The 21,412-nt window shown below is 71.5% G+C and carries 16 protein-coding genes; 6 read left to right on the top strand and 10 right to left on the bottom strand.

What is annotated here, in order from left to right; all coding sequences use genetic code 11:
* Positions 1–40: 40 nt before the first annotated feature.
* Positions 41–2,092 (bottom strand): MDR family MFS transporter, encoded by a 2,052-nt coding sequence (locus LEL83_RS14745; protein WP_225559374.1) that lies wholly within the window; start codon positions 2,090–2,092, stop codon positions 41–43.
* 171 nt (positions 2,093–2,263) lie between these two features.
* Between LEL83_RS14745 and LEL83_RS14740 the strand changes: the two genes are divergently transcribed.
* Positions 2,264–4,075, top strand: coding sequence for a DEAD/DEAH box helicase (locus tag LEL83_RS14740; RefSeq protein WP_198657768.1), 1,812 nt, complete (start codon positions 2,264–2,266; stop codon positions 4,073–4,075).
* A 239-nt stretch (positions 4,076–4,314) separates the two neighbouring features.
* Entirely contained in the window at positions 4,315–5,676 is a 1,362-nt protein-coding gene (locus tag LEL83_RS14735; protein ID WP_225559373.1) for a fibronectin type III domain-containing protein, read from the top strand.
* 76 nt (positions 5,677–5,752) lie between these two features.
* Here the strand turns inward: LEL83_RS14735 and LEL83_RS14730 are convergent, their stop codons facing one another.
* On the bottom strand, positions 5,753–6,682 hold the full coding sequence (locus tag LEL83_RS14730; protein ID WP_225559372.1) for an NAD-dependent epimerase/dehydratase family protein: 930 nt from the start codon (positions 6,680–6,682) through the stop codon (positions 5,753–5,755).
* Between the two features lie 328 nt (positions 6,683–7,010).
* Here LEL83_RS14730 and LEL83_RS14725 point away from each other — a divergent pair, with 328 nt between their 5' ends.
* From LEL83_RS14725 to opgC, 3 genes are read left to right on the top strand one after another with little or no spacing between them, the layout of a single operon-like run.
* Entirely contained in the window at positions 7,011–8,960 is a 1,950-nt protein-coding gene (locus LEL83_RS14725) for a glycosyltransferase (protein WP_198658598.1), read from the top strand.
* Entirely contained in the window at positions 8,957–9,367 is a 411-nt protein-coding gene (locus LEL83_RS14720; protein WP_198657771.1) for an ATP-binding protein, read from the top strand. Before LEL83_RS14725 ends, LEL83_RS14720 begins: the two co-directional genes overlap by 4 nt.
* Positions 9,364–11,859: an OpgC domain-containing protein gene (gene opgC / locus LEL83_RS16340; RefSeq protein WP_225559371.1), complete on the top strand. Its 2,496-nt coding sequence runs from the start codon at positions 9,364–9,366 to the stop codon at positions 11,857–11,859. Before LEL83_RS14720 ends, opgC begins: the two co-directional genes overlap by 4 nt.
* 120 nt (positions 11,860–11,979) lie before the next feature.
* Here opgC and LEL83_RS14710 read toward each other — a convergent pair whose 3' ends face one another.
* From LEL83_RS14710 to LEL83_RS14675, 8 genes are all read right to left on the bottom strand, one after another.
* The gene (locus LEL83_RS14710) at positions 11,980–12,861 is read right to left on the bottom strand and encodes a hypothetical protein (protein WP_225559370.1); all 882 of its coding nucleotides are present in this window, start codon (positions 12,859–12,861) and stop codon (positions 11,980–11,982) included.
* Between the two features lie 119 nt (positions 12,862–12,980).
* Positions 12,981–13,595 carry a response regulator gene (locus tag LEL83_RS14705; protein ID WP_225559369.1) on the bottom strand — a complete coding sequence of 205 codons (615 nt, stop codon included), beginning with the start codon at positions 13,593–13,595 and terminating at the stop codon, positions 12,981–12,983.
* On the bottom strand, positions 13,592–14,965 hold the full coding sequence (locus LEL83_RS16335; protein ID WP_225559368.1) for a sensor histidine kinase: 1,374 nt from the start codon (positions 14,963–14,965) through the stop codon (positions 13,592–13,594). The genes LEL83_RS14705 and LEL83_RS16335 overlap by 4 nt, the downstream gene beginning before the upstream one ends.
* A 137-nt stretch (positions 14,966–15,102) precedes the next feature.
* A complete protein-coding gene (locus LEL83_RS14695) occupies positions 15,103–16,209 on the bottom strand; it encodes a Gfo/Idh/MocA family protein (RefSeq protein ID WP_225559375.1) in 1,107 nt (368 codons plus the stop codon).
* A 5-nt stretch (positions 16,210–16,214) separates the two neighbouring features.
* Positions 16,215–17,015 (bottom strand): ThuA domain-containing protein, encoded by an 801-nt coding sequence (locus LEL83_RS14690; RefSeq protein WP_225559367.1) that lies wholly within the window; start codon positions 17,013–17,015, stop codon positions 16,215–16,217.
* A 47-nt stretch (positions 17,016–17,062) separates the two neighbouring features.
* Positions 17,063–17,956, bottom strand: coding sequence for a carbohydrate ABC transporter permease (locus LEL83_RS14685; RefSeq protein WP_225559366.1), 894 nt, complete (start codon positions 17,954–17,956; stop codon positions 17,063–17,065).
* Positions 17,953–18,903, bottom strand: a complete 951-nt coding sequence (locus tag LEL83_RS14680) for a carbohydrate ABC transporter permease (RefSeq protein WP_225559365.1) — start codon at positions 18,901–18,903, stop codon at positions 17,953–17,955. The genes LEL83_RS14685 and LEL83_RS14680 overlap by 4 nt, the downstream gene beginning before the upstream one ends.
* A gap of 58 nt (positions 18,904–18,961) precedes the next feature.
* A complete protein-coding gene (locus LEL83_RS14675; protein WP_225559364.1) occupies positions 18,962–20,203 on the bottom strand; it encodes a sugar ABC transporter substrate-binding protein in 1,242 nt (413 codons plus the stop codon).
* A 154-nt stretch (positions 20,204–20,357) separates the two neighbouring features.
* Between LEL83_RS14675 and LEL83_RS14670 the strand changes: the two genes are divergently transcribed.
* A partial coding sequence (locus LEL83_RS14670) for a LacI family DNA-binding transcriptional regulator (protein ID WP_225559363.1) occupies positions 20,358–21,412 on the top strand: 1,055 nt, incomplete at its 3' end.

Here is a 21,412-nt window from a genome sequence, read left to right as displayed (position 1 = left end):
CCCGCGTCGGACGGGTCCGTGGTGCGGGCGGCCCGGTCGGTCATCGGCGCTGGGTCGGCGTCGAGCCGGTCATCGGCCCGGTGAAGGACCCGGCCTCGGCCGCTGCCAGTCCGGCCTCGGCTTCGAGCTTCGCCTCGGCCGACATGTCGGCGCGCTCCTGCAGGGCGGACCGCTGGCGCAGCGGCGGCACCCGGAAGAACCAGGTGAGCACGAACGCGAGCAGGATCACGCCGAGTCCGACCCAGTAGATCGTCACGGACGAGGCGTTGAAGCCGGCCATGAACGGGCGGGTCAGGGCGCTGTCGGCACCGGTCAGGAACGAGGTGTCGTTGGTCGACGTGGCGCTCGAGCTGGTGCCGTCGCCGTCCTCGATCCGCTCGGCCAGGTCGGGCGTGACCTGGTCGACCCAGTAGGTGCGCTGCGCGGTGTCGGACCAGTCCACGACGACGCGGCCGTCCTGCACCGAGGCGTGTGCCTGCTCGGCGACCGCTGCCAGCACGGCGGCCCGGGGAGCCGACGGCCCCGCGGCCTGCACCGCCTGCTCGGTGGCCTGGTCGAGCTGCTGCTGGATGCCCTGCTCGATCGGGGTGACCACCGGCGTCCAGATCTTGTCCATCGCGCCGGCGTTGCGCGGCGCGGTGGCGACGGACGGGTTCGTCGCTGCCTGCAGGGCGGCGTTGAGGTCCTTCTCGTTCGCGGTCGCGTGCAGGATGTTCGCCGGCATCACCGAGAACAGGATGGACAGCAGCACGGCGGTGCCGAGCGTGCCGCCGATCTGGCGGAAGAAGGTGGCGGACGACGTGGCGACGCCCATGTCACGGGCCTCGACGGAGCCCTGCGACGCCAGGGTCAGCGACTGCATGACCGAGCCGAGGCCGAGGCCGATCAGGAACATGCCGATCATCAGGAACCACAGCGGCTTGTCGATCGACATGAAGGTCAGGACGACGTAGCCGGCGGACACCAGGGCGGTGCCGATGACCGGGAAGATCCGGTAGCGGCCGACGCGGGCGACGATCTGGCCGCTCGCGATCGACGCGATCATGAGCCCGCCGACCAGCGGCAGGGTCGCGAAGCCGGACTCCGTCGGGGTCAGGCCGACGACGATCTGCAGGTAGAGCGGGATGGTGAGCATCGCGCCGAACATCGCGAAGCCGACCAGGAACCCGATCACGGTCGCCATCGAGAACGTGCCGGAGCGGAAGAGCTTGAGGGGGATGATCGCCGCGTCGCCCATCTTCGACTCGATGAGCAGCAGGGCGACCAGGCCGACGGCGCCGATCACGTAGCAGGCGATCGCGGCGGGGGAGCCCCAGCCCCAGATGCGGCCCTGTTCGGCCACGAGCAGGAGCGGGACGAGGGCGACGATGACGGCGGTCGCGCCCCACCAGTCGATCCGCGGCTTCGCGTCGTCGACGCCGTGCACCTTCGGCAGGTGCAGGAAGACGATCACCATGAGGAGCGCGGCGATGCCGATCGGCACGTTGATGAGCAGGACCCAGCGCCAGCCGGTGATCCAGAGGATCTCGGACGAGCCGGCGAGCACGCCGCCGATGAGCGGGCCGATCACGGACGAGATGCCGAACACGGCCAGGAAGTACCCCTGGTACTTGGCGCGCTCGCGCGGGGCGAGGATGTCGCCCATGATCGCGAGCGGCAGCGACATCAGCGCGCCGGCACCGATGCCCTGCACCGCGCGGAAGGCGGCGAGCATGAGCATCGACGAGGACATCGACGACAGCACGGCGCCGAGGATGAACACCACGATGCCGAAGATGTAGAGCGGACGGCGGCCGAAGATGTCGGAGAGCTTGCCGTAGATCGGCGTCGCGATCGTCGAGGTGATGAGGTACGCCGTGGTCACCCAGGCCTGCTGGTCGAGGCCCTTCAGGTCGTCACCGATCGTGCGGATCGCCGTGCCGAAGACCGTCTGGCCGAGCGAGGACAGGAACATCCCGGCCATCAGCCCGTAGATCACCAGGAGGATCTGACGGTGGGTCATGAGCGGCTGCTGGCCGGCGTCGCCGGAGGCCGCGGTGGCCTCGGCTGCGTGGCGGCCGGGCTGCACCGGGACGGGTGCGGTGGCGGTCATCGAACTCCTTTTTCGGACTGTGAAACTTTGCAGACCGCGCAACGATACATCCGTTACTTCCGTTGTGCAACCAAATGCACCGGTCGGCCGCGGTCGACACGGGGCGTCCGGCCCTGCACCGCACGGCTCCGCATTCACTGCTGGCGTCCCATCCGAGATACCGTTCTCCCCATGAGCACCGAGAACACCAGCACCACCGAGGCCGCCGACGAGGGGCCCGTGGTGACCTTCGCCGACCTCGGCCTGAGCGACGCGGTGCTCAAGGCCGTCAAGGACATCGGCTACGAGACCCCCTCCGCCATCCAGGAGGCCACCATCCCGACGCTGCTCGAGGGGCGCGACGTCGTCGGCCTCGCGCAGACCGGCACCGGCAAGACCGCGGCGTTCGCGCTGCCGATCCTGTCCCGCATGGAGTCGGGCGCGAAGGTGCCGCAGGCGCTCGTGCTGTCCCCGACCCGCGAGCTCGCGCTGCAGGTGTGCGAAGCGTTCGAGCAGTTCGCGTCGCACATGAAGCACGTGCACGTGCTGCCCGTCTACGGCGGCCAGGCCTACGGCGTCCAGCTGTCCGCACTCCGCCGCGGCGTCGACGTCGTCGTCGGGACCCCCGGTCGCATCATGGACCACATCGCCAAGGGCACCCTCGACCTGTCCGAGCTGAAGTACCTGGTGCTCGACGAGGCCGACGAGATGCTCAAGATGGGCTTCGCCGAGGACGTCGAGACGATCCTCGCCGAGACGCCGGACGACAAGCAGGTCGCCCTGTTCTCCGCGACGATGCCCGCGCAGATCCGCCGCATCTCGCAGCAGTACCTGACCGACCCGGCCGAGATCACCGTCAAGACCAAGACGAAGACCGCGGCGAACATCACCCAGCGCTACCTGATGGTGTCGTACCCGCAGAAGGTCGACGCGCTCACCCGCATCCTCGAGGTCGAGGACTTCGAGGGCATGATCATCTTCGTCCGCACCAAGAGCGAGACCGAGACCCTGGCCGAGAAGCTCCGTGCCCGCGGGTACGCCGCCGCCGCGATCAGCGGTGACGTCGCCCAGGCGCAGCGCGAGCGCACCGTGAACCAGCTGAAGTCCGGCAAGCTCGACATCCTGGTCGCCACCGACGTCGCCGCCCGTGGGCTCGACGTCGACCGCATCACCCACGTCGTCAACTACGACATCCCCGTCGACATCGAGTCCTACGTCCACCGCATCGGCCGCACCGGTCGCGCCGGCCGCAAGGGCGACTCGATCAGCTTCGTCACGCCGCGCGAGCGTCGTCTGCTGTCGGCGATCGAGCGCCACACCAAGCAGCCGCTCACCCAGATGCAGCTGCCCACGATCGACGACGTCAACGAGACGCGCCTGACCCGCTTCGACGACGCGATCACCGCGGCGCTCGAGCAGCAGGACCGCATCACCGCCTTCCGCGACGTCATCGCGCACTACGTCCGGAACCACGACGTCCCCGCCGACGACGTCGCCGCCGCGCTGGCCGTCGTCGCGCAGGGCGAGGACCCGCTGCTGCTCGACCCGAAGGCCGACGAGCTGCGGAACCGCGTCGAGCGCGACAGCCGGAGCGGGGACCGCCGTGAGCGCGACGACGACCGTGGTGCCCGTGGCGACCGTGACCGCGGCGACCGTGCACCGCGACGCTCCCAGCCGATGACCCCGTACCGCATCGAGGTCGGCCGCCGTCACCGCGTCGAGCCGCGCCAGATCGTCGGCGCCCTGGCGAACGAGGGCGGCCTGCGCCGCGACGACTTCGGCGCGATCCAGATCCGCCCGGACTTCTCGATCGTCGAGCTGCCGGCCGACATGGACCGCGGCGTGCTCGACCGCCTGACGGACACCCGGATCAGCGGCAAGCTCATCGAGATCCGTCCGGACCGCCGTGGCGGTGCACGTCGCTCGGACGACCGAGACCGGGACCGCGACCGCGCCCCGCGCGGTGACCGCGACGACCGCCCGGCGCGCAAGCCGCGCTACTGACGCGACCACCCACGAGACGGGAGGCCCGGTGCCGGTTGGCACCGGGCCTCCCGTCCGTCTGTGCGCGCCCCTGACGCTCGTCACGCAGTGCCGGCGGGGTGCTTCCGGCGGGGCGCGCCCCGCCGATGCGTTGCGGGGAACCGCAGATCGCTCCCGGTCCCGTTCCCCGCGGGCCCACGCGGTGCTGTGATGTCGGGAGCCGCGGCGCAGGGAGCCGCGGAGGAGGCAGGGGATCCATCGTGTACCGAGCACTCGTCACCGCGGTGGTCGCCGCGGCGCTCGTCATCGGGGGAGCGGCGCCGGCGACGGCGCACGGCTCCGGCGGGTCGGCGCCGGGCAGCCCGACCGTGGTCCGCATCACCGGCGATGCCGACTCCGCCACGATCACCTGGCACGCCCCGCGGCACGGTGCGCGGGTCGCCGGGTGGAAGGTCGCCATCGCCGCCGTCCACGACGACCACGACCGGCAGGCCGGACGGCTGCACTCGCGTGCGAGGTCGGCCGGCTTCGACGAGCTGACGCCGGCCACCACCTACCGGTACTCGGTGCGGGCGCTCGGGCACCGGGCGAACGGCCGGACCATCGTCGGGCGCTGGACGACGCCCGCCGCACCCACCGAGCCGGAGCAGCAGACGACGGCGTCGCTGTTCGCGCTTGACGGCGACGGCGACGTCGTGCGGTTCCCCACGTCCGGGTCCGACGAGCCGACGACGGTGGCGACGGACGGCGCCGGGTTCACCGCGAACGCCGCCGGTGACGTCTTCACCCCCTCGGCGGACCGCACCAGCATCCTGCTGCACCCGGCCGACGGCGGTCCGACCGAGACCATCGCGTCCGGCCTGCACCTGACCGCCGACCTGCGTTCGGACGCCCACGGCGACCTGTACTGGCTCGACTCGGTGTCCGGTTCGGTGCAGAAGCTCGCCGACGACGGCCAGCCGGCGCGCACGGTGGTCACCTTCGCCGGCACGGCGAGCGGATCGACCCGCACGCAGTGGGCGGTCGGCCGGGACGGCACCGTCTCGACGCTGGTGAGCACGACCCACGACGCGCTGGTGAACACCGCGAGCCCCTCGGGCACCGTGACGAAGCGCACGGTGACGTTCCCGGGCGGCTCGGCGTTCGGGTACCTGAACGGACTGGTCGCCGACGGACACGGCACGCTCTACCCGAGCTTCCAGGCCTTCGGTGGCTCGGCGTACACCGGGTGGTACGCGCTCCCGGCGCACGCCACGACGTTCACCCAGTTCTCGACGCGCTACGCCCACCAGTACGCGGCGGTCAACTCCACCCACTTCTCGCTCGTGCAGTCGCAGGAGTGGTGCCCCGCCGTCTCCGAGGGCAGCCCCGGCGGGTGCCACGTCGACAAGACGCTGACGCACCTGGTCACCCGTGACGCGGCAGGGACCACGACCGAGCTGACGACGAGCGGCGCGACCGCGAACGGCCGCGGGTCGTTCGTCGGTGCGGCGGACGAGGCCGGCGACGTGTTCCTCGACATCGACGGTGGTCCGACGCCGGGCCTGTGGCGCGTGCCCACCGGTGGTGGTCCCGCCGAGCAGCTCTCGGCGGCGCAGTACTCGCGGCTCGTGGTGGTCTGAGCCGCAGGACCCGCGGCACCCGTGTCGCGGTACGAGCAGGGCGGGGTGGGACGCAACGGCGCGTCCCACCCCGTCCTCACGCGGTGACGCCGTCGACCGTGCGGCGGCAGACCTCGTCCCACGGCGTGGGCTCGAGGTCGAACCGGTCGCGGGTCTCGGTGTCGTCGACCACGTAGGGCGCCGTCCACTGGTACCGCAGGTCGGCGAGCTCGCGCAGCATCGGCGACACGAGTCCGAGCGCCCGCAGCGCGCCGCCCGGCAGGCTGCGGACCCGCACCGGAGCGTGCCCGGCGGCGGCGAGGACGTCGGTCAGGGCCTGACGCTGCGACCGCGGCGGGTTGCTCGGCACGATCCACGTGCGGCCGAGCGCGGTGTCGTCGTCGGCCGCGGCGACCAGGGTGCGAGCGACGTCGAGCACGTCGGTGAAGGTGTGCGGCAGGTCCGTGCGACCGATCATCGTCACGGGCTCCCCGCGGAGCGCGGCCGGCAGCACCCGCGTGACGTGTCCGTTCGGACCGATGCCCGGGCCGAGGTAGTCCGACCCGCGTACCTCGACGGCGCGGACCCGTCCGGCGCGGTGCGCCGCCAGGGCGTCCGCCCAGAGCCGCGCGCGCAGCACGCCCTTGTGGTCGGTCGCGGCGTCGGGGAGTCCCGCGTGCATCGGTCCGGTCACGGGTCCGTACGGGTACAGGTTGCCGGTGACGGCGTACACGGCGCCGGCCCGCTCCGCTGCGGTGAGCATCGACGCCGCCAGCGGCGGCCACGTCCGCTCCCACTGCGTGTAGTCGCCGGGGTTCGCGCAGTTGTACAGGACCGCCACGTGCTCGGCGGCCCGGCTGAGCGCCTCGGGGTCGGCGGCGTCGAGGGCGACGTGCTCGACCCCGTGCAGTCCGGTGTCGCGGCCCGATCGGGTGCCCACGGTGACCCGGTCGCCGCGGTCGACGAGCAGGGCGGCGACGTGTCGGCCGACCGGGCCGGCTCCGATGACCAGGCGGTGCTGCGACACGATCGGTCCCTCCGTTGATCCGCATGACGCACTGCCGGCGGCAGGGTCCTGCCAGCAGCTTGCCGTCTCCTGGCCGGGAACGCCACGGTCTCGTCCCCAGATCGGGGCCACGGAGTGGCAGGGCGCCGGACGCTGGGGTAGACAGGTGTGACGCTGCGGTCGGACAGGGGCCGCGCGGACCAGAGGGCACCGTGGATCAGGAGGAACGCTTGCGACGGAGCAGGGTGGGCGACGCCGTGGACGGGGCGGCCCGGTGACCGCGCTGGACGTCAGTCGGCAGGACCGGCGACGCCTCGCCACCGGGACCGCGAACCGCAGACTCGTCACGGTGCGCACCGTCGCACTGCTGGCGTCCCTGGCCGGCCTGAACTACATCATCTGGCGGTGGGCCGCCTCGGTGAACTGGCAGTCGTGGTGGATCGCCGTGCCGCTCATCCTGGCCGAGACCTACAGCGTGATCGACTCGCTCCTGTTCGCCCTCGGTGCGTGGCGCCTGCGCGAGCGGGGGGAGCCGCCGACCAAGCCGTCGTCCGACGTCACGGTCGACGTCTTCATCACGACCTACAACGAACCGATCGACCTCGTCGAACGCACGGCGCGCGCGGCGAAGGCGATCACGCACCCGCACACGACGTGGATCCTCGACGACGGCGACCGCCCCGAGATGCGTGCGGCGGCCGAGGCGCTCGGCATCGGGGTCATCACGCGCGGCGCGGACTGGGTCGACCGACCCCGGCACGCCAAGGCGGGCAACCTCAACAACGCCCTGCTCGCGACCCAGGGCGAGTTCCTGCTCATCCTCGACGCCGACCAGGTGCCCGACCCAGCGATCCTCGACCGCACGCTCGGCTACTTCAAGGACCCGAAGATGGCGCTCGTGCAGACGCCGCAGTGGTTCGAGAACGTGCCCGACGACGACCCCCTCGGCAGCCAGGCACCGCTGTTCTACGGCCCCATCCAGCAGTCGAAGGACGGCTGGAACGCCGCGTTCTTCTGCGGGTCGAACGCCATCCTGCGGCGCGAGGCGCTCATGCAGCTCGGCATCTCGCGGTACGTGGCCGAGGTCGAGGCGTCCGTGCAGCGCACCCTCGCCACCTCGCGCACGCTGCTCGCGCGCTCCCGTGAGACCGAGACCGACCCGCGCGTGCTCGCCGCCCTCGACGACGCCGAACAGGTGGTCGACCAGGCCCGCGAGCAGGTGCGCGCCGGCGAACCCCTCGGCGACGTGACGTACGCGTTCCAGCGCGGGATCGACGCCATCGCGTTCCGGTTCGCCGCCGCCGACCTCGAGTCGGTGCGGAACGACCTGCAGGAGCTCGCGGCGATGTCCACCGACGCGAACACCTTCGCGGGGCTCGACGACGCCGCCCTCGACGTGCTCGGCCGCCGCGAGGCCTCACCGGTCGCCGCCATCGAGTCGATCGCCGTGCTCGCCCGTGCCCTCGATGTCAACCGCGACGACGAGGCCCAGCCGATCATGCCGCTGGCGACGATCTCGGTGACCGAGGACATGGCGACCGCGATGCGCCTGCACGGCCTCGGCTGGAAGTCCGCGTACCACGACGAGATCCTGGCGAAGGGGCTCGCGCCCGAGGACCTGCCGACCATGCTCGTGCAGCGGCTCCGGTGGGCGCAGGGCACCATGCAGGTGTTCTTCCGCGAGAACCCCCTGGTGCAGAAGGGCCTGTCGTGGGGCCAGCGGCTCATGTACTTCTCGACGATGTGGAGCTACCTGTCCGGGTTCGCGGCGATCGTCTACATCGCGGCGCCGGTGCTCTGCCTGTCGTTCGGCGTCGTGCCGGTCCAGGCGTACAGCGTCGACTTCTTCGCCCGGCTCATCCCGTTCCTGGTGCTCAACCAGCTGCTGTTCTGGGTGGTGGCCGCCGGCAGACCGACGTGGCGCGGGCAGCAGTACTCGCTCGCGTTGTTCCCGGTCTGGATCGAGTCGGTGACGAGCGCGTTCGAGAACGTCTACCGGGGCAAGCCGCTCGGGTTCCGCGTCACGCCGAAGGTGCGCGACGAGACCGAGCAGAAGCCGCGGTGGGACCTGGTCAAGCCGCAGCTCTACGCGATGGGCGCCCTGGTCGCCGCGCTGGTCATGATCGGCATCCGCTACCTGACCGGGCAGGCCTCCGGGATCGCGCCCCTGGTGAACACCGCGTGGGTCGTCTTCGACCTGTTCATCTTCAGCATCGTGATCCGTGCCGTCCTGTACCGCGGCCCGAGCACGGCCACCCAGTCCGAACACGAGTCGAGCACCGCCGGAGGACCCCTGTGACCACCGAGACCACCTTCGAGGTCGCCGCGACACCCGAGTCCCTCGACGTGGTCCAGGACCGCTTCGCCGCGTGGTGGGACGGCCTGGACATCGACGACCTCCGTCTGCGCTTCGCCCTCGAGACGGCACTGGCCGAGGTGGCCGCGAACATCGTCGAGCACACCGTGCGCACCGACCGCGAGACCGGCCGGCGGTACACCGTGCGCCTCGCGGCCACCGACCGCGAGCTGACGGCGGTGCTCACCGACAACGGGATGCCCGTCGACATCGACCTGAGCGCGGTGACGATGGCCGACGTCGAGCAGGAGAGCGGTCGGGGCCTCGCGCTCGCCATCGCCGCGCTCGACCGGCTGGAGCACCGGCACGAGCCCGGCCACAACGTCTGGACCCTTGCGTGCGCGCGGTGAAGAAGTCCGTGGCCCGCGCGGCCGCCCTCCTCGTCACGTTCGCCACGCTCCTGCTCGGTGGCGCGCTGCCGGCGTCCGCAGCGTCCGCCGCGTCCGTGCAGACTGCCGCCGTGCAGCCGGCCGACGGGACCGCCTGGTTCGGACCGGACCTCGACTGGGCCAGCGACTCGCCCGAAGGGTACGAGGGGCGGCTCGGCGCGACACCGTCGATGTACGGGGTGTCCGTCGACTACCCGCTCGACCGCACGGCGCGACAGGAGCTCCTGCGCTCCGCGCGCGCAGCCGCGACCCAGGGCGCGGTCCTCGTCGTGAGCCTGGAACCCGACCGCGAACTGCGATCGCTGGACACCGCTGACGCCCGTGCGGTCAACTCCGTGTTCGAAGAGCTCCACGACCAGTACGACACCCAGGTGCTCGTCCGGTACGCGCCGCAGATGAACGGCTCGTGGGTGCGCTGGGGGCAGCAACCCACCGAGTTCGTCCGGACGTTCCGCTCGCTCAGCGACACGGTGCACGCCGGTTCCTCGGACGCGCTCATGGTGTGGTCCCCGTCGTACGGCGCCGGCTACCCCTTCGGTGAGTCCGCGGGGCGCCTCCGCAACCTGTCACCGGTCGACGTCGCCAAGGCGGACACCAACGGCGACGGGCAGCTCACCGGCGCCGACGACCCGTACGGCCCGTACTGGCCGGGCGCCGAGGCCGCCGACTGGGTCGGGCTCTCGATGTTCTCGTACGGCAAGGGCGACCCGACCGAGGCCGCGGGTCGAGCCGTCCCGCTCACCCGCAGCGGCGAGGTCGAGGCCCGGTTCGACGAGGACTGGGGGTACGACCAACCGCAGCCGAAGAGCTTCTACGACCGGTTCGCCGAGGCCGGTGACCGTCCGATGCTGCTGGACACCGGTGCCCTGTACAACCGTGAACTGCAGGGCGACTCCCAGCTCGAGGTGAAGCGGAGCTGGTGGCGGCAGGTCCTCGCCGCCGTGCAGGAGCGCCCGCTCATCCGCGGCATGACGGTCCTCGAGACGGAACGACGCGAGCCCGAGGCCGGCAACCGCATCGCCGACTGGCGGCTGACCGCCGTGCCGGCCATCGCCGGGTCGTTCCGGACCGACCTCGAGCGGTCCGGCGACTTCGTCTTCGGACCCGTCACCGACCGCGTGACCGTGCAGGAGGGCAACGCCGCGATCTCGCAGGAGTACGAGACCGGCGGCGACCAGATGGCGTGGATCGTCTGGCTCGCCGCGGGCCTGGCCGTCGTGTTCCTGCTCAGCGGGGTGATCGGCAGGATCCTGCCGAGCTGGCGGTACCCCGACGACGGGAAACCCGGCCGGGACCTGCGGCTCGACCTGTTCCGCGGGTTCATCATCCTGGCCGTGGTGATCACCCACATCGAGATCGGCGGCCCGTACTCGTACCTGACGCTGCACGCCGTCGGCGCGATCACCGGCGCCGAGATGTTCGTGTTCCTGTCCGGCATGGTGCTCGGCATGACCTACCCGTTCGCCGTCAAGAAGTTCGGCGAGTGGGCGGCGGCGATCGGGGCGTGGAAGCGTGCGCGCAAGCAGTACGTCGTCACGCTCGTGGTGATCGCGGTGGTCTTCGCGCTGAGCTTCGTCCCGTTCCTCAACACCGACGCGATCACGACGTTCACCGACCGCGGCACCGGGACCGGCGGGGTCGACGCCGAGGGCCGGGTCTACGACCTGTACCCGAACGCGATGCAGCTGCTGGCCTACCCGCCGCCCTGGTACGCGATCCGGCAGTTCCTGCTGCTCGAGATGGGGCCGTGGCCGTTCAACATCATGGGGCTGTTCGTGGTGCTGAGCCTGTTCATCCCGTTGCTCATCTGGGTGATCCGCCGCGGCTTCTGGTGGGCGCTGCTCGCCGTGAGCTGGGCGCTCTACGTGTTCCAGGCGCTCAACCCCGACTTCCGCCCGCTGAACTCGCAGTTCGAGGCGGTGTTCCCCCTGCTCACCTGGCAGGTCGTGTTCACCCACGGGCTCGTGCTCGGGTACTACCGGCGACAGATCGTCGGCGCGCTCACCGGGCGCCTGGGCAAGATCCTGGTGGGTGTCGCCGTCGGCGGCTACGCGGCGTTCCTGGTGTACGTGTGGGCCGGCGACCACTACGGGTTCACCCCGGCGCCGTTCCCGGAGACGATGTACCAGTCCCTGTACAACACGGCCTACCAGCGGGTGGACCTGCAGTGGGGGCGCCTGGTCGACATCGCGTTCTTCGCGATCGTGTCGTACGCGATCCTCACGGTGTTCTGGAAGCCCATCGCCGCCGCCATCGGGTGGCTCTGGATCCCGCTCGGACAGGCCAGCCTGTACGTCTTCGTCTGGCAGGTGTTCTTCGCGCTGGCCATCGCCTCGATCCCCGGAGTGCCGTGGGGTGACTTCTGGATCGGCTTCGTGGTCCACTCGGTGCTGATCCTGCTGGCCTGGTACATGGTCCGCAAGAAGTTCCTGTTCTCGGTCATCCCGCGCTGACGCGCAGGTGCGCGTCGCGACGGCGTGACGGACGAGAGGCCCGTGGCGGTGTCGCCACGGGCCTCCCGTCCGTCTCCTGTCGCGTCCACCGCCCGGGCCGCGCCCGGCGGGACGTGCGGGTCAGCGCGTGCGCGCGACCGCCAGGGGCGTCGGGTCCACCGGGTCCGGCGGCACCGGGAGCGAGCCGCGGATCCGGTTCTGCGCCTGGCAGTCGCTGGTGCAGTTCGTGGCACCCTGCGAGAGCTCGACGGCGTCCTCGCCGAGGACCCCACCCATCCGACCGCCGGGCTGGACCGTCCAGGTGGTCGTCGTGGTGGTCTGCGAGGTCTTCGTCGCCACCTGCGGGCTGTCCTTGCCGAGGAGCATCTGGTGCGCGCCGCTCCCGGACGTCACCGCGGCGGTGCCGTCACCGAAGTTGATCTTCCCGGTGTACGGGTTCTCGAAGTAGAACAGCCCCGCACCGAGCGTGTGCGTGAAGGTGACCGGGCCGGAGAACTCGGTCTCCATCTGGAAGATGCCGCCCTGCGCACCGTCCTTCGCCTGGATCTTCAGCTTGCCGAGGGACGTGCCGAAGATCGCGACGAGGGTGTCGTCCCTGATCTCGAGCTGCGACAGCCTGGCCCCGGCGAGCTGCGCCGGGGTGAGCGACGGCACCTTCGAGGCGAACACGACGGTCGGCTCCGTGACCATCCGCTGCGTGTCCGGAGCACCGGTGAGCGTGTAGTCGTACACCCCGAGGTCGGCGACGCGGATGTCGAAGCGGTTGTGCTTGCCACGGACGGCGATGGTGCCCGAAGCGGCGACGTCCTTCACCTTGTAGTCCTTGCCGACTGCCGGGTTCGTCGTCCTGCCGTTGATCGTGACGGCGTAGTCGCCGCCGGTCGAGGTCTTGCCGGACGCGTTCGCGGGGGAGACGCCGACGAGGGCGGCTGCCGCGACGGCGCCGAGGGCGACCACCGCGGCGATGGCGGTGCTGCGTCGGCGTGAGCGCTGGGTGTGCATGAGTGCCTCCTGGTGGGCCGGGGTGGCCGCTGCGTCGATCGTCGTCGCAGCCGGGCCGCGGCACCATCGGACCTTGGTACTAGTACCCCGCGCAGCCGCTCCCGCGCAGCAGCTCCCGGTCACCAGCCGTGGTCGCGCGCCCAGAGCGCCGCACTCGTCCGGTCCGCCACCCCGATGCGCCGGAAGAGCGACCCGACGTGGACCTTGACCGTGCGTTCCGCGATGCCGAGCTCCGTCGCGATCTGCCGGTTCGACATCCCCCGGGCGAGCCGGACGAGCACGTCCCGCTCGCGCGGCGGCAGGTCCGGACCGGGGTCGGCGACACGGGCCCCGGGGAGCAGCGCCCGGGCGACCCGGGGGTCGATGGGGGCCTCGTCGCGTGCGGCGGCCCGGACCGCCGCGACGACGTCGTCGGGGGTGGCGTCCTTGAGCAGGTAGCCGGTCGCGCCGGCGGCCAGTGCGGCGCGCACCCGGTCGTCGTCCGAGAACGTCGTGAGCACGAGGACCCGCGTGGTCGGCGACGCTGCCCGCACGCCGCGGGTGGCCTCGACGCCGCCGGCGCCGGGCATCGACAGGTCCATCACGACGACGTCGGGGCGGAGCACGGGCGTGAGGGCCACGGCCTCCTCGCCGGTCGCCGCCTCGCCGACGACCTCGCAGTCGTCGGTCGTCGCGAGCACGGCACGCAGGCCGCTCCGCACCAGCGCGTGGTCGTCGACCAGGAGCACCCTCACCGCAGGGCCTCGACGTCGGCGGGTACCTCGAGCTCCCAGGTGGTGCCCGCACCCGGCGCCGCGCGGAGCCGCAGGGAACCGCCGGTGTCCTCGGCGACCTCGCGCAGCAGGGTCGTGCCGAGGTGTCCGGTGCGCCGTGCCCGCGTGACGACGGTCGGGTCGAACCCGGTGCCGTCGTCGCGCACGACCACCCGGACCACGGCGCCCACCCGCGACACCGTGACCTCGACCCGGGTCGCGGCCGCGTGCTTGACGGTGTTCCACACGGCCTCGCGGACGAAGCGCACGACCGCGAGCAGCGCCGCCGACGACGCATCGACCACGGGCGGCACGTCGACGTCGGTCGTCAGGCCGGCGGCGCGAGCGCGTGCGCAGGCGTCGTCGAGCGCCGGCCCCAGGCCGTCACGTGTGGGAGCCGCCGGTCGGATGGCCGACATCGAGGTGCGGAGCGACGACACCGCGCCCCGGAGCACGGCGGCGGCGTCGCGGGTCGCGGGTGCGGCGCCGAGGGACAGCGCGAGCCCGGCGACGTCCTGCACCGGGCCGTCGTGCAGCTCGGCGGCCATCCGGCGGCGCTCGGCGGACTCGGCGTCGAGCGCCCGGCCGAGCAGCCGTTCCCGGAGCCGCTGCCCCGACCGGATCCGCAGGAGCAGCCAGAGCAGCAACGGCACGAGCAGGGCGAGGACCACGGCGACGGTGCCGAACGCCAGGGTGGCGAACGACCGGCGCAGGTCCGTGGCGCGCGCCAGGACGTCGTCGTAGGGCTGGTACGCCTCGAACAGCAGCGCCTCGCCCGAGGGGGTGTGCACCGCCTGGTACGCCTCGAGCAACGGTCCGTGCCCCCGCTCGTACCGGTTCTCGGGCTCCTGCAGGTCGGACACCTCGGCGTCGGACCGGTCGGACTCCAGTGCCTCGAGGTCCTCGTCCGACAGCGGGAAGCGCTCGCCGACCAGCCGGGGCTCGTCCGACCAGAGCACGGTGCCGTCGGCGGCCCAGAGCTTCATGCGGACGGCCGACCCCGCGCGGAGCTCACCGGCCACCGCGGCGTCCAGCCGGGCACGTGCCGCCGCGCGGTCGGCTTCGGGCACGGCGCGGTCGGCGATCGCGTCACCGAGTGCCGGCTCGACCACGACCCGCGCCAGGGCCGCCGTGTCGCTCGTCGCGTCGCGCACGGCGAACGACTCGGCGATGCGCTGGGCGACGAGGGTGCCGGCCGTGGCGACGGCGGCTCCGCCGACGAGCGCGGCGACCACCACGCCGACCAGGACCAGCCGCCACGGCGTCCGGCCCGTCCGCCGGCGCGGGTCGGCGGCGACGAGCACGACGGGCTCCGCCGTCGTGCCGCTGTCCGACGACCGTTGTCCGTGCACACCGAAACCGTAACCGTCGGCGTCCTCGTCGGGCGTCCGCGCAGGCGCGGATCGCCGGAGAACGCAGACGGGAGGCCCGTGGCGGTGTCACCACGGGCCTCCCGTCCGTCGGGTGCGTGCGTCGCACGCGCCGGCGATCAGCCCGCCGGCGTCGCCGCCGTCGTGTGCGCGGCGAGCACGTCGCGCACCGGACCCCAACCGGTCAGGCGGTCGCGCACCGCCTCGTCCCGCTCGGCGGCGACTGCGTCCCGGTGCGCCTGCTCGAGCACCTCGTCGATGACGACCCGGCGACCGCTGCGGGCGGACGCGATGGCCGCGTCGACCATCGTCAGGCTCATGACGTTGCCGTGGACCTCACCGTCGGGCACCCCGCCGGAGCGGACCGCGCGGACGAACGACGCCAGTGCGCCCGCGATCTCGTGCCCGACCGACGGTGCCGCTGCCGGTGCGCCCGGAGTGCCCTCGAGGTCGCTCGACGGGTCGTGGTCACCGTCCCACAGTGCCGTGCCGGCCGCGCCGGAGGCACGCCAGTCGCCGTTCCACGAGGTCTCGGCACCCGGCGCGCACCACGAGCCGTCGTAGACGTAGCGGACGTCGTCCTCGAACGTGAACACCGCTGCGGCGGCTGCGTCCCCGCGGTACCAGGACCACGCCGGGTTCCACGACTCGCAGTACACCGACACCGGGTCGCGTTCGAGCACGTACCGGGCGGAGTCGAAGGCGTGGATCGCCATGTCGAGCAGCAGGACGTCGTCCATCTCCTCGCGGAAGCCGCCGAAGTGCGGGGCCTTCGCGAACCGGGTGCTCAGGCCGCCGACCGTGCCGAGGTCGCGGACGTGCTGCCGGAACGCGACGAGCTGGTCGTTGTAGCGGCGGGACTGCGACACCATGAACAGCGTGCCGGTGGCCTCGGCGGCGGCGGCGAGCGACAGCGCCTCGGCGACGGTCTGCGCGGCCGGCTTCTCGCCGAGCACGGGGAGCCCTGCACGGAGCGCCTGCAGCGTGACCGGGTGGTGCGCGACCGGCACGGTGATGTCGAGGACGGCCTCGGCACCGGTCTCGGCGGCCAGCACGGTCAGGTCCGTGCCGACCGGGATCGACGGGTCCCCGGCGTGCTCGGCCCCGGCGCGGGCGGCGTCGAGGTCGAGGTCGACGATGCCGACGAGCTCGACCTCCGGCTCGGCGGCGACGGTCGCGAGCCAGGCGCGGCCCATCCCGCCGGCGCCGACCTGCAGGACGCGCAGCGGGCTCACGCGTCGACCGCTTCCGGCTCGGCGTCGTCGAACGGGCCGCGGTAGTGCTGCCCGTCGAAGTACTCGCCCAGGTCGTACCGGCGGAGCGTCGGGATCTCCCGCTCGCGCTCCGGACGGGCCCACTCGGCACCGTTCGCGATCACGCGGCGGACGTCGGGGTGGTGGTAGACGGGGAAGTCCTGGTCACCGGGGGAGAAGTAGAAGATCTTCCCGATTCCGCGGCGGTACGTCATGCCGCTCCGGAACACCTCGCCGCCGGTGAACCCCGAGATGAACACGAGCTCGTCCGGCGTCGGGACGTCGAAGTACTCGCCGTACATCTCCTGCTCGGGGATGACGATCGGGTTCGGCACCCCCCGGGTGATCGGGTGCTGCGGATTGACGGTCCAGACGAGTTCCTGGTCGTGCTCGCTGCGCCAGCGGAGGGTGCAGGTGGTGCCCATGAGCTTGCCGAAGATCTTCGACCAGTGGCCGGAGTGCAGGACGACCAGGCCCATGCCGGAGAGCACGTGCCGGTGCACGCGGTCGACCACGGCGTCGTCGACGTCCTGGTGTGCGGCGTGCCCCCACCAGGTGAGGACGTCGGTGTCCGCGAGGACCTCGTCGGTGAGGCCGTGCTCGGGCTCCTGCATGGTGGCGGTCCGGACGACGGCCTCGGGCAGGTGCTCGCGGATGCCGTCCGCGATCGCGCCGTGCATGCCGTCGGGGTAGCGCTCGGCGACGTGCTGCTCGACCTGTTCGTGGACGTTCTCGCCCCAGACGGTGATGCGGAGCGGGGTGCTGGTGGTGGCGCTCATGTCGGTGGTCTCTCTTCCGTGGTGACCGAGGTGGAGTGGGCGGGACGTCACTTGACCGCGCCGCCGAGGGCGCCGGCCGAGATGTACCGCTGGGCGAAGATCAGGAGCACGGCGGCCGGCAACGACGCCAGCACCGAGGTCGCCATGACCGGACCCCAGTCGGTGACGTTCGAACCGATGTAGTTGTAGATGCCGAGGGTGATCGGCCGGACCGCGTCGGTGGACGTCAGGGTGAGGGCGATGAGGAAGTCGCCCCAGGCGCCGAGGAACGTGAACAGCGCCGCGGTGACGATCGCGTTCCGGCTGATCGGCAGCACGATCGACACGAAGGCGCGGAAGTCGCTGGCGCCGTCGACCAGGGCCGCCTCGACCAGGCTCGGCGGGATCGACTCCATGAACGCCCGCATCAGCAGGATCGCGAACGGCACCTGCACGGCGCTGTCCGCCAGGATGAGCCCGACGTAGCTGTTGAGCAGTCCGACGTTGTTGAACAGCGTGTACAGCGCGTTGGCGATGACGATCCCGGGGATCATCTGCGTGATGAGCAGCACCAGCAGGAACACCCGGGTGCCGCGCATCCGGAACCGGGCGAGGCCGTACGCGGCCGGGGTGGCGACGGCGAGGGTCAGCAGCACCGTCCCGAGCCCGATGACCATGCTCGAGACGAAGTTCTGCCCCTGCTGCGCGAACGCCGCGCGGTACCCGGCGAACGTGGGGTTCCAGGGGAACCACGTGGCCGTCGCCGCGCCCGACGTCGCCTGCAGGCTCGTGTTCACCATCCAGTACACCGGGAAGATCATGATCGCGAGGAACACGATCCCGAGGACGGTGGACGGCAGACCCTTGGCCGACCCGCGGGGTCGTCGTGTCCGCTCGCCCCGGGCCCGGGTGGTGATCGCCCGGGTGGCGGTGACAGTGCTGTTCGCGAGTCCGACGCTCATTCGTCGACCGCCTTCCTGGAGATCGCGATGTAGACCATCGCGAAGACGAACGAGACGACGATGAGCACGTTGCTCACCGCGGCTCCGATGCCGAACTGGAAGTTGATGAACGACTGGTGGTACGCGTTCGTGGCGAGGGTCTGCGTCGAGTTCGCCGGGCCGCCACCGGTCAGGCCGAGGATGATGTCGACGACCTTCAACGTGTAGACGACCCCGAGCACGATCACCACGCTCACGACCGACCGGATGCTCGGCCAGGTGATGTACCAGAAGGCCTTGAACCCGGTGGCGCCGTCGAGCGCGCCGGCCTCGTACAGCTCCGGCGGCACCGACTGCAGCCCGCTGTAGAGGATCGTGGTGTTGAACGGGATGCCGAGCCAGACGTTCACGCCGATCACGGCGATCAGGGCCAGGCTCGGGCTGACCAGCCACGGCACCGGGCCGATGCCGACGACCCCGAGCAGTTGGTTCAGGGCGCCGCTGTCCTGGTCGAGGAGCCACTTCCACACCGCGCTCGAGGCGATGAGGGGGAGCAGCCACGGCAGGAGCAGCAGACCGCGCAGGAACCCGGACAGCGGGAAGTGCCGCCGGAAGAACAGCGCGAGGCCGAGGCCGAGGACGAACTGCAGGACGATCGAGCCCGCGGTGAACAGGGCAGTGTTGACGACGCTCGTCGTGAAGACGGCGCTGGTGAACACCGAGACGTAGTTGCTGAACCCCACCCAGGGGGCCTCGCCGGTGAAGAAGGTCTTGGTCGTGTAGTCCTGGAACGACATCAGGACGTTCTTGACGACGGGGTAGCCGAAGAACACGGCGACGAAGACCGCCGCCGGTGCGACGAAGAACCAGCGGGTGAAGCCGGAGCGGAGCCGTGCGCGGCGTTGTCCGGGTCGTGCGGGGGCCGCGGGCGTCGTCGCCCGGGGCCGGATCTGTGTCGAGGCGCTCATGTCAGGTCCTTCCGATCGGGGGACGGGGAGCCGGTCGCGGACCGGCTCCCCGGCTCCGCTACTGGTTCTGCGACTGCGCCTGCTCGAGCGCCTGCTCGGGGTCGGCCTTGCCGGTCAGGGCGAGCTGGACGGCGGTGTAGATCTTCGTGGCGGCCTTGGGCCAGTCCGGCCCGAGCTCGCCGGTCCGGGCGCGGGCGGTCTGCACCGTGGTGACGAACGACGCGACCTGGGGGTTGTCCTTCGCCCACGCGGCCCCGACCTCGATGTTCGTCGGGACGTTGCCGGTGGTCTTCGCGATGACCTTCTGCATCTCGTCGCTGTTCAGGCAGCCGACGAACTCGCCGGCGAGCTGCATCTTCTCCTCGTCGCCGGTCTGCGGGACGGTGAAGGCCTCGCCACCGAGGGGTGCGACGGTCTCGGACCCGGTCCGGGTCGGGATCGGCACACTGTCGAACTCCAGGCCCTTCTTCGCGTTCAGCGCGGGGAGCTGCCACGGACCGTTGATCATCATGGCCGCCTTGCCGGCGAGGAACTGGTTGTTGACGTCCGCCTGGGCCCAGTTGATCGAGCTCTTCGACATCGACCCGTCGCTCTGCAGGTCCTCGACGAGCTGCAGGGCCTGCGCTGCCTCCGGGGTCGCGATGTCCTGCTCGTCACCGCCGTTCGACCAGAACAGCGGCAGGAACTGCCAGGTGCCCTCGTAGGTGTTGATGTTGCTCATCGCGAACCCGTACGTCGAGCCCTCGGTGAGCTTCTTCGCCGCGGCCTTGAGCTCGTCCCACGTCTTCGGCGGCTCGACGCCGGCCTCGGTGAGGAGCTTCTTGTTGTAGTACAGCGCGATCGAGTTGGTGACCGGCTGGAGGCCGTACAGCTTGCCCTCGTACGTGTTCGCACCCGCCACGCCCGGCACGTCGCCCTCCGCGTCGAGGTCGTAGTCGGCGAGGTCGGACAGCGCACCGGATGCGGCGATCTGCTGCACGTCGGGGTTGTCGAGCATGAGCACGTCGGGCAGGGTGCGCGACGACGCCTGCTGGAGCACCTTCGAGATGAGACCGGCGCCGGCGACGTGGTTGATCTTGAGCTCGGCCCCGACCTCCTCCGCGCACTGCTGGTAGATCGGGTCGTAGTTCTCGGCGTAGTAGTCCTCGATGGTGAGGGTCGTGCTGCCCCCACCGCCGCCGGACGAGGCGGACCCGGAGCCGGAGCACCCGGTGAGGACGAGGGGGACCGTCGCGGCGATCGCTGCGGCGCCCATCAGGGCGCGGGTCCTGCGGGACGTGGAGTGGGAACCAGGCTTCATTGCACTGCTCTTCTCTTCGCGGATGCGGGGGAGGACGCGGTGCGACGACTCCACTGACGTCGTCGTCGCGGTGGTCCTGGGGCGAGAAGCTAACAGATAAGCGCTTCACCTGTAAAGCGCTTTTCTGGATCGGTCGGAAGCTAGGCTGGACCCTGTGGGTGAGCCGAGCGTCGGCGCCCGAGCCACCTCGACCACGACCGGGACAGGAGCCGCGATGGCCACGATGCAGCAGGTCGCCGACCGCGCCGGCGTCTCGATCGCGACGGTGTCGTTCGTCGTGAACGGCACCAAGTACGTCACCCCGGCCACGACCGCCCGGGTCACCGCCGCGATGCGCGAGCTGAAGTACCGGGGCAACGTCGTCGCGCGGGCGCTGGCGAGTCGACGCACCCGGATCATCGCGCTGCTCTTCCCGACGACCGGCAACCGGTTCAGCCCGACCACGTCCGAGTTCTTCATGAGCGCGGCCGAACGCGCGTCGGAGCGTGGCTACCACCTGGTGCTCTGGCCCGTCGACCCGGCCGGCGACGACCTGGACGACCTGGTGTCCGGCGGCCTGGTCGACGGGGTGATCCTCATGGAGGTGCGGATGGACGACCCCCGCGTCGCCAAGCTCGCCGAGCTCGACGTGCCGTTCACGCTGATCGGCCGCACCCGCGACAGTGGCGCGCTGCCCTACGTCGACATCGACTTCGAGACGACGATCGAGGACGGCCTCGACCACCTCCAGGCGCTCGGGCACCGACGCTTCGGCCTCGTCCTCGAGGACCTGGACGGCACGCCGATGGCCGGGTACGCCCCGCACCTGCGGGTCGAGGCCACGTTCCGACGCTCCGTCGCCGAGCGCGGACTCGAGGGCGCGGTCGTGTACACCGAGGGCGGCAGTGAGGGGGGACGCGAGGCGGCCCGGACGCTCCTCGACGTCGCGCCGGACACCACGGCGGTGCTCATCATGAAGGACGACTCGTCGGGTGGGCTGCTGGTGGGCCTCTCCGCAACCGGCCGTCGGGTGCCCGAGGACGTCTCGGTGCTCAGCATCGCGTCGTCCGCGGCTGCGGGGGACCAGCACCACCCGAGGCTCTCGACGATGATCTCGCCGGGCCGCGAGCTGGGGGTCCGTGCGGCGGACGCGCTCATCGACCAGCTCGACGGTACCTCGGTCGAACTCCCGCACTTCCTGCTGCCCTGCGTGCTGCGCGAGGCAGAGTC

Source organism: Curtobacterium oceanosedimentum (assembly GCF_020297365.1).
Taxonomy (GTDB): Bacteria; Actinomycetota; Actinomycetes; order Actinomycetales; family Microbacteriaceae; genus Curtobacterium.
Note: the sequence above shows the minus strand (reverse complement) of the source record. Positions and strands in the feature narration are given on the sequence as shown.

Bases quoted from the DNA above. Each gene is read 5' to 3' on its own strand.
- LEL83_RS14745 (WP_225559374.1), bottom strand. From the start codon at position 2,092: ATGACCGCCACCGCACCCGTCCCGGTGCAGCCCGGCCGCCACGCAGCC.
- LEL83_RS14740 (WP_198657768.1), top strand. From the start codon at position 2,264: ATGAGCACCGAGAACACCAGCACCACCGAGGCCGCCGACGAGGGGCCC.
- LEL83_RS14710 (WP_225559370.1), bottom strand. From the start codon at position 12,861: ATGCACACCCAGCGCTCACGCCGACGCAGCACCGCCATCGCCGCGGTG.
- LEL83_RS14690 (WP_225559367.1), bottom strand. From the start codon at position 17,015: ATGAGCGCCACCACCAGCACCCCGCTCCGCATCACCGTCTGGGGCGAG.
- LEL83_RS14685 (WP_225559366.1), bottom strand. From the start codon at position 17,956: ATGAGCGTCGGACTCGCGAACAGCACTGTCACCGCCACCCGGGCGATC.
- LEL83_RS14680 (WP_225559365.1), bottom strand. From the start codon at position 18,903: ATGAGCGCCTCGACACAGATCCGGCCCCGGGCGACGACGCCCGCGGCC.
- LEL83_RS14675 (WP_225559364.1), bottom strand. From the start codon at position 20,203: ATGAAGCCTGGTTCCCACTCCACGTCCCGCAGGACCCGCGCCCTGATG.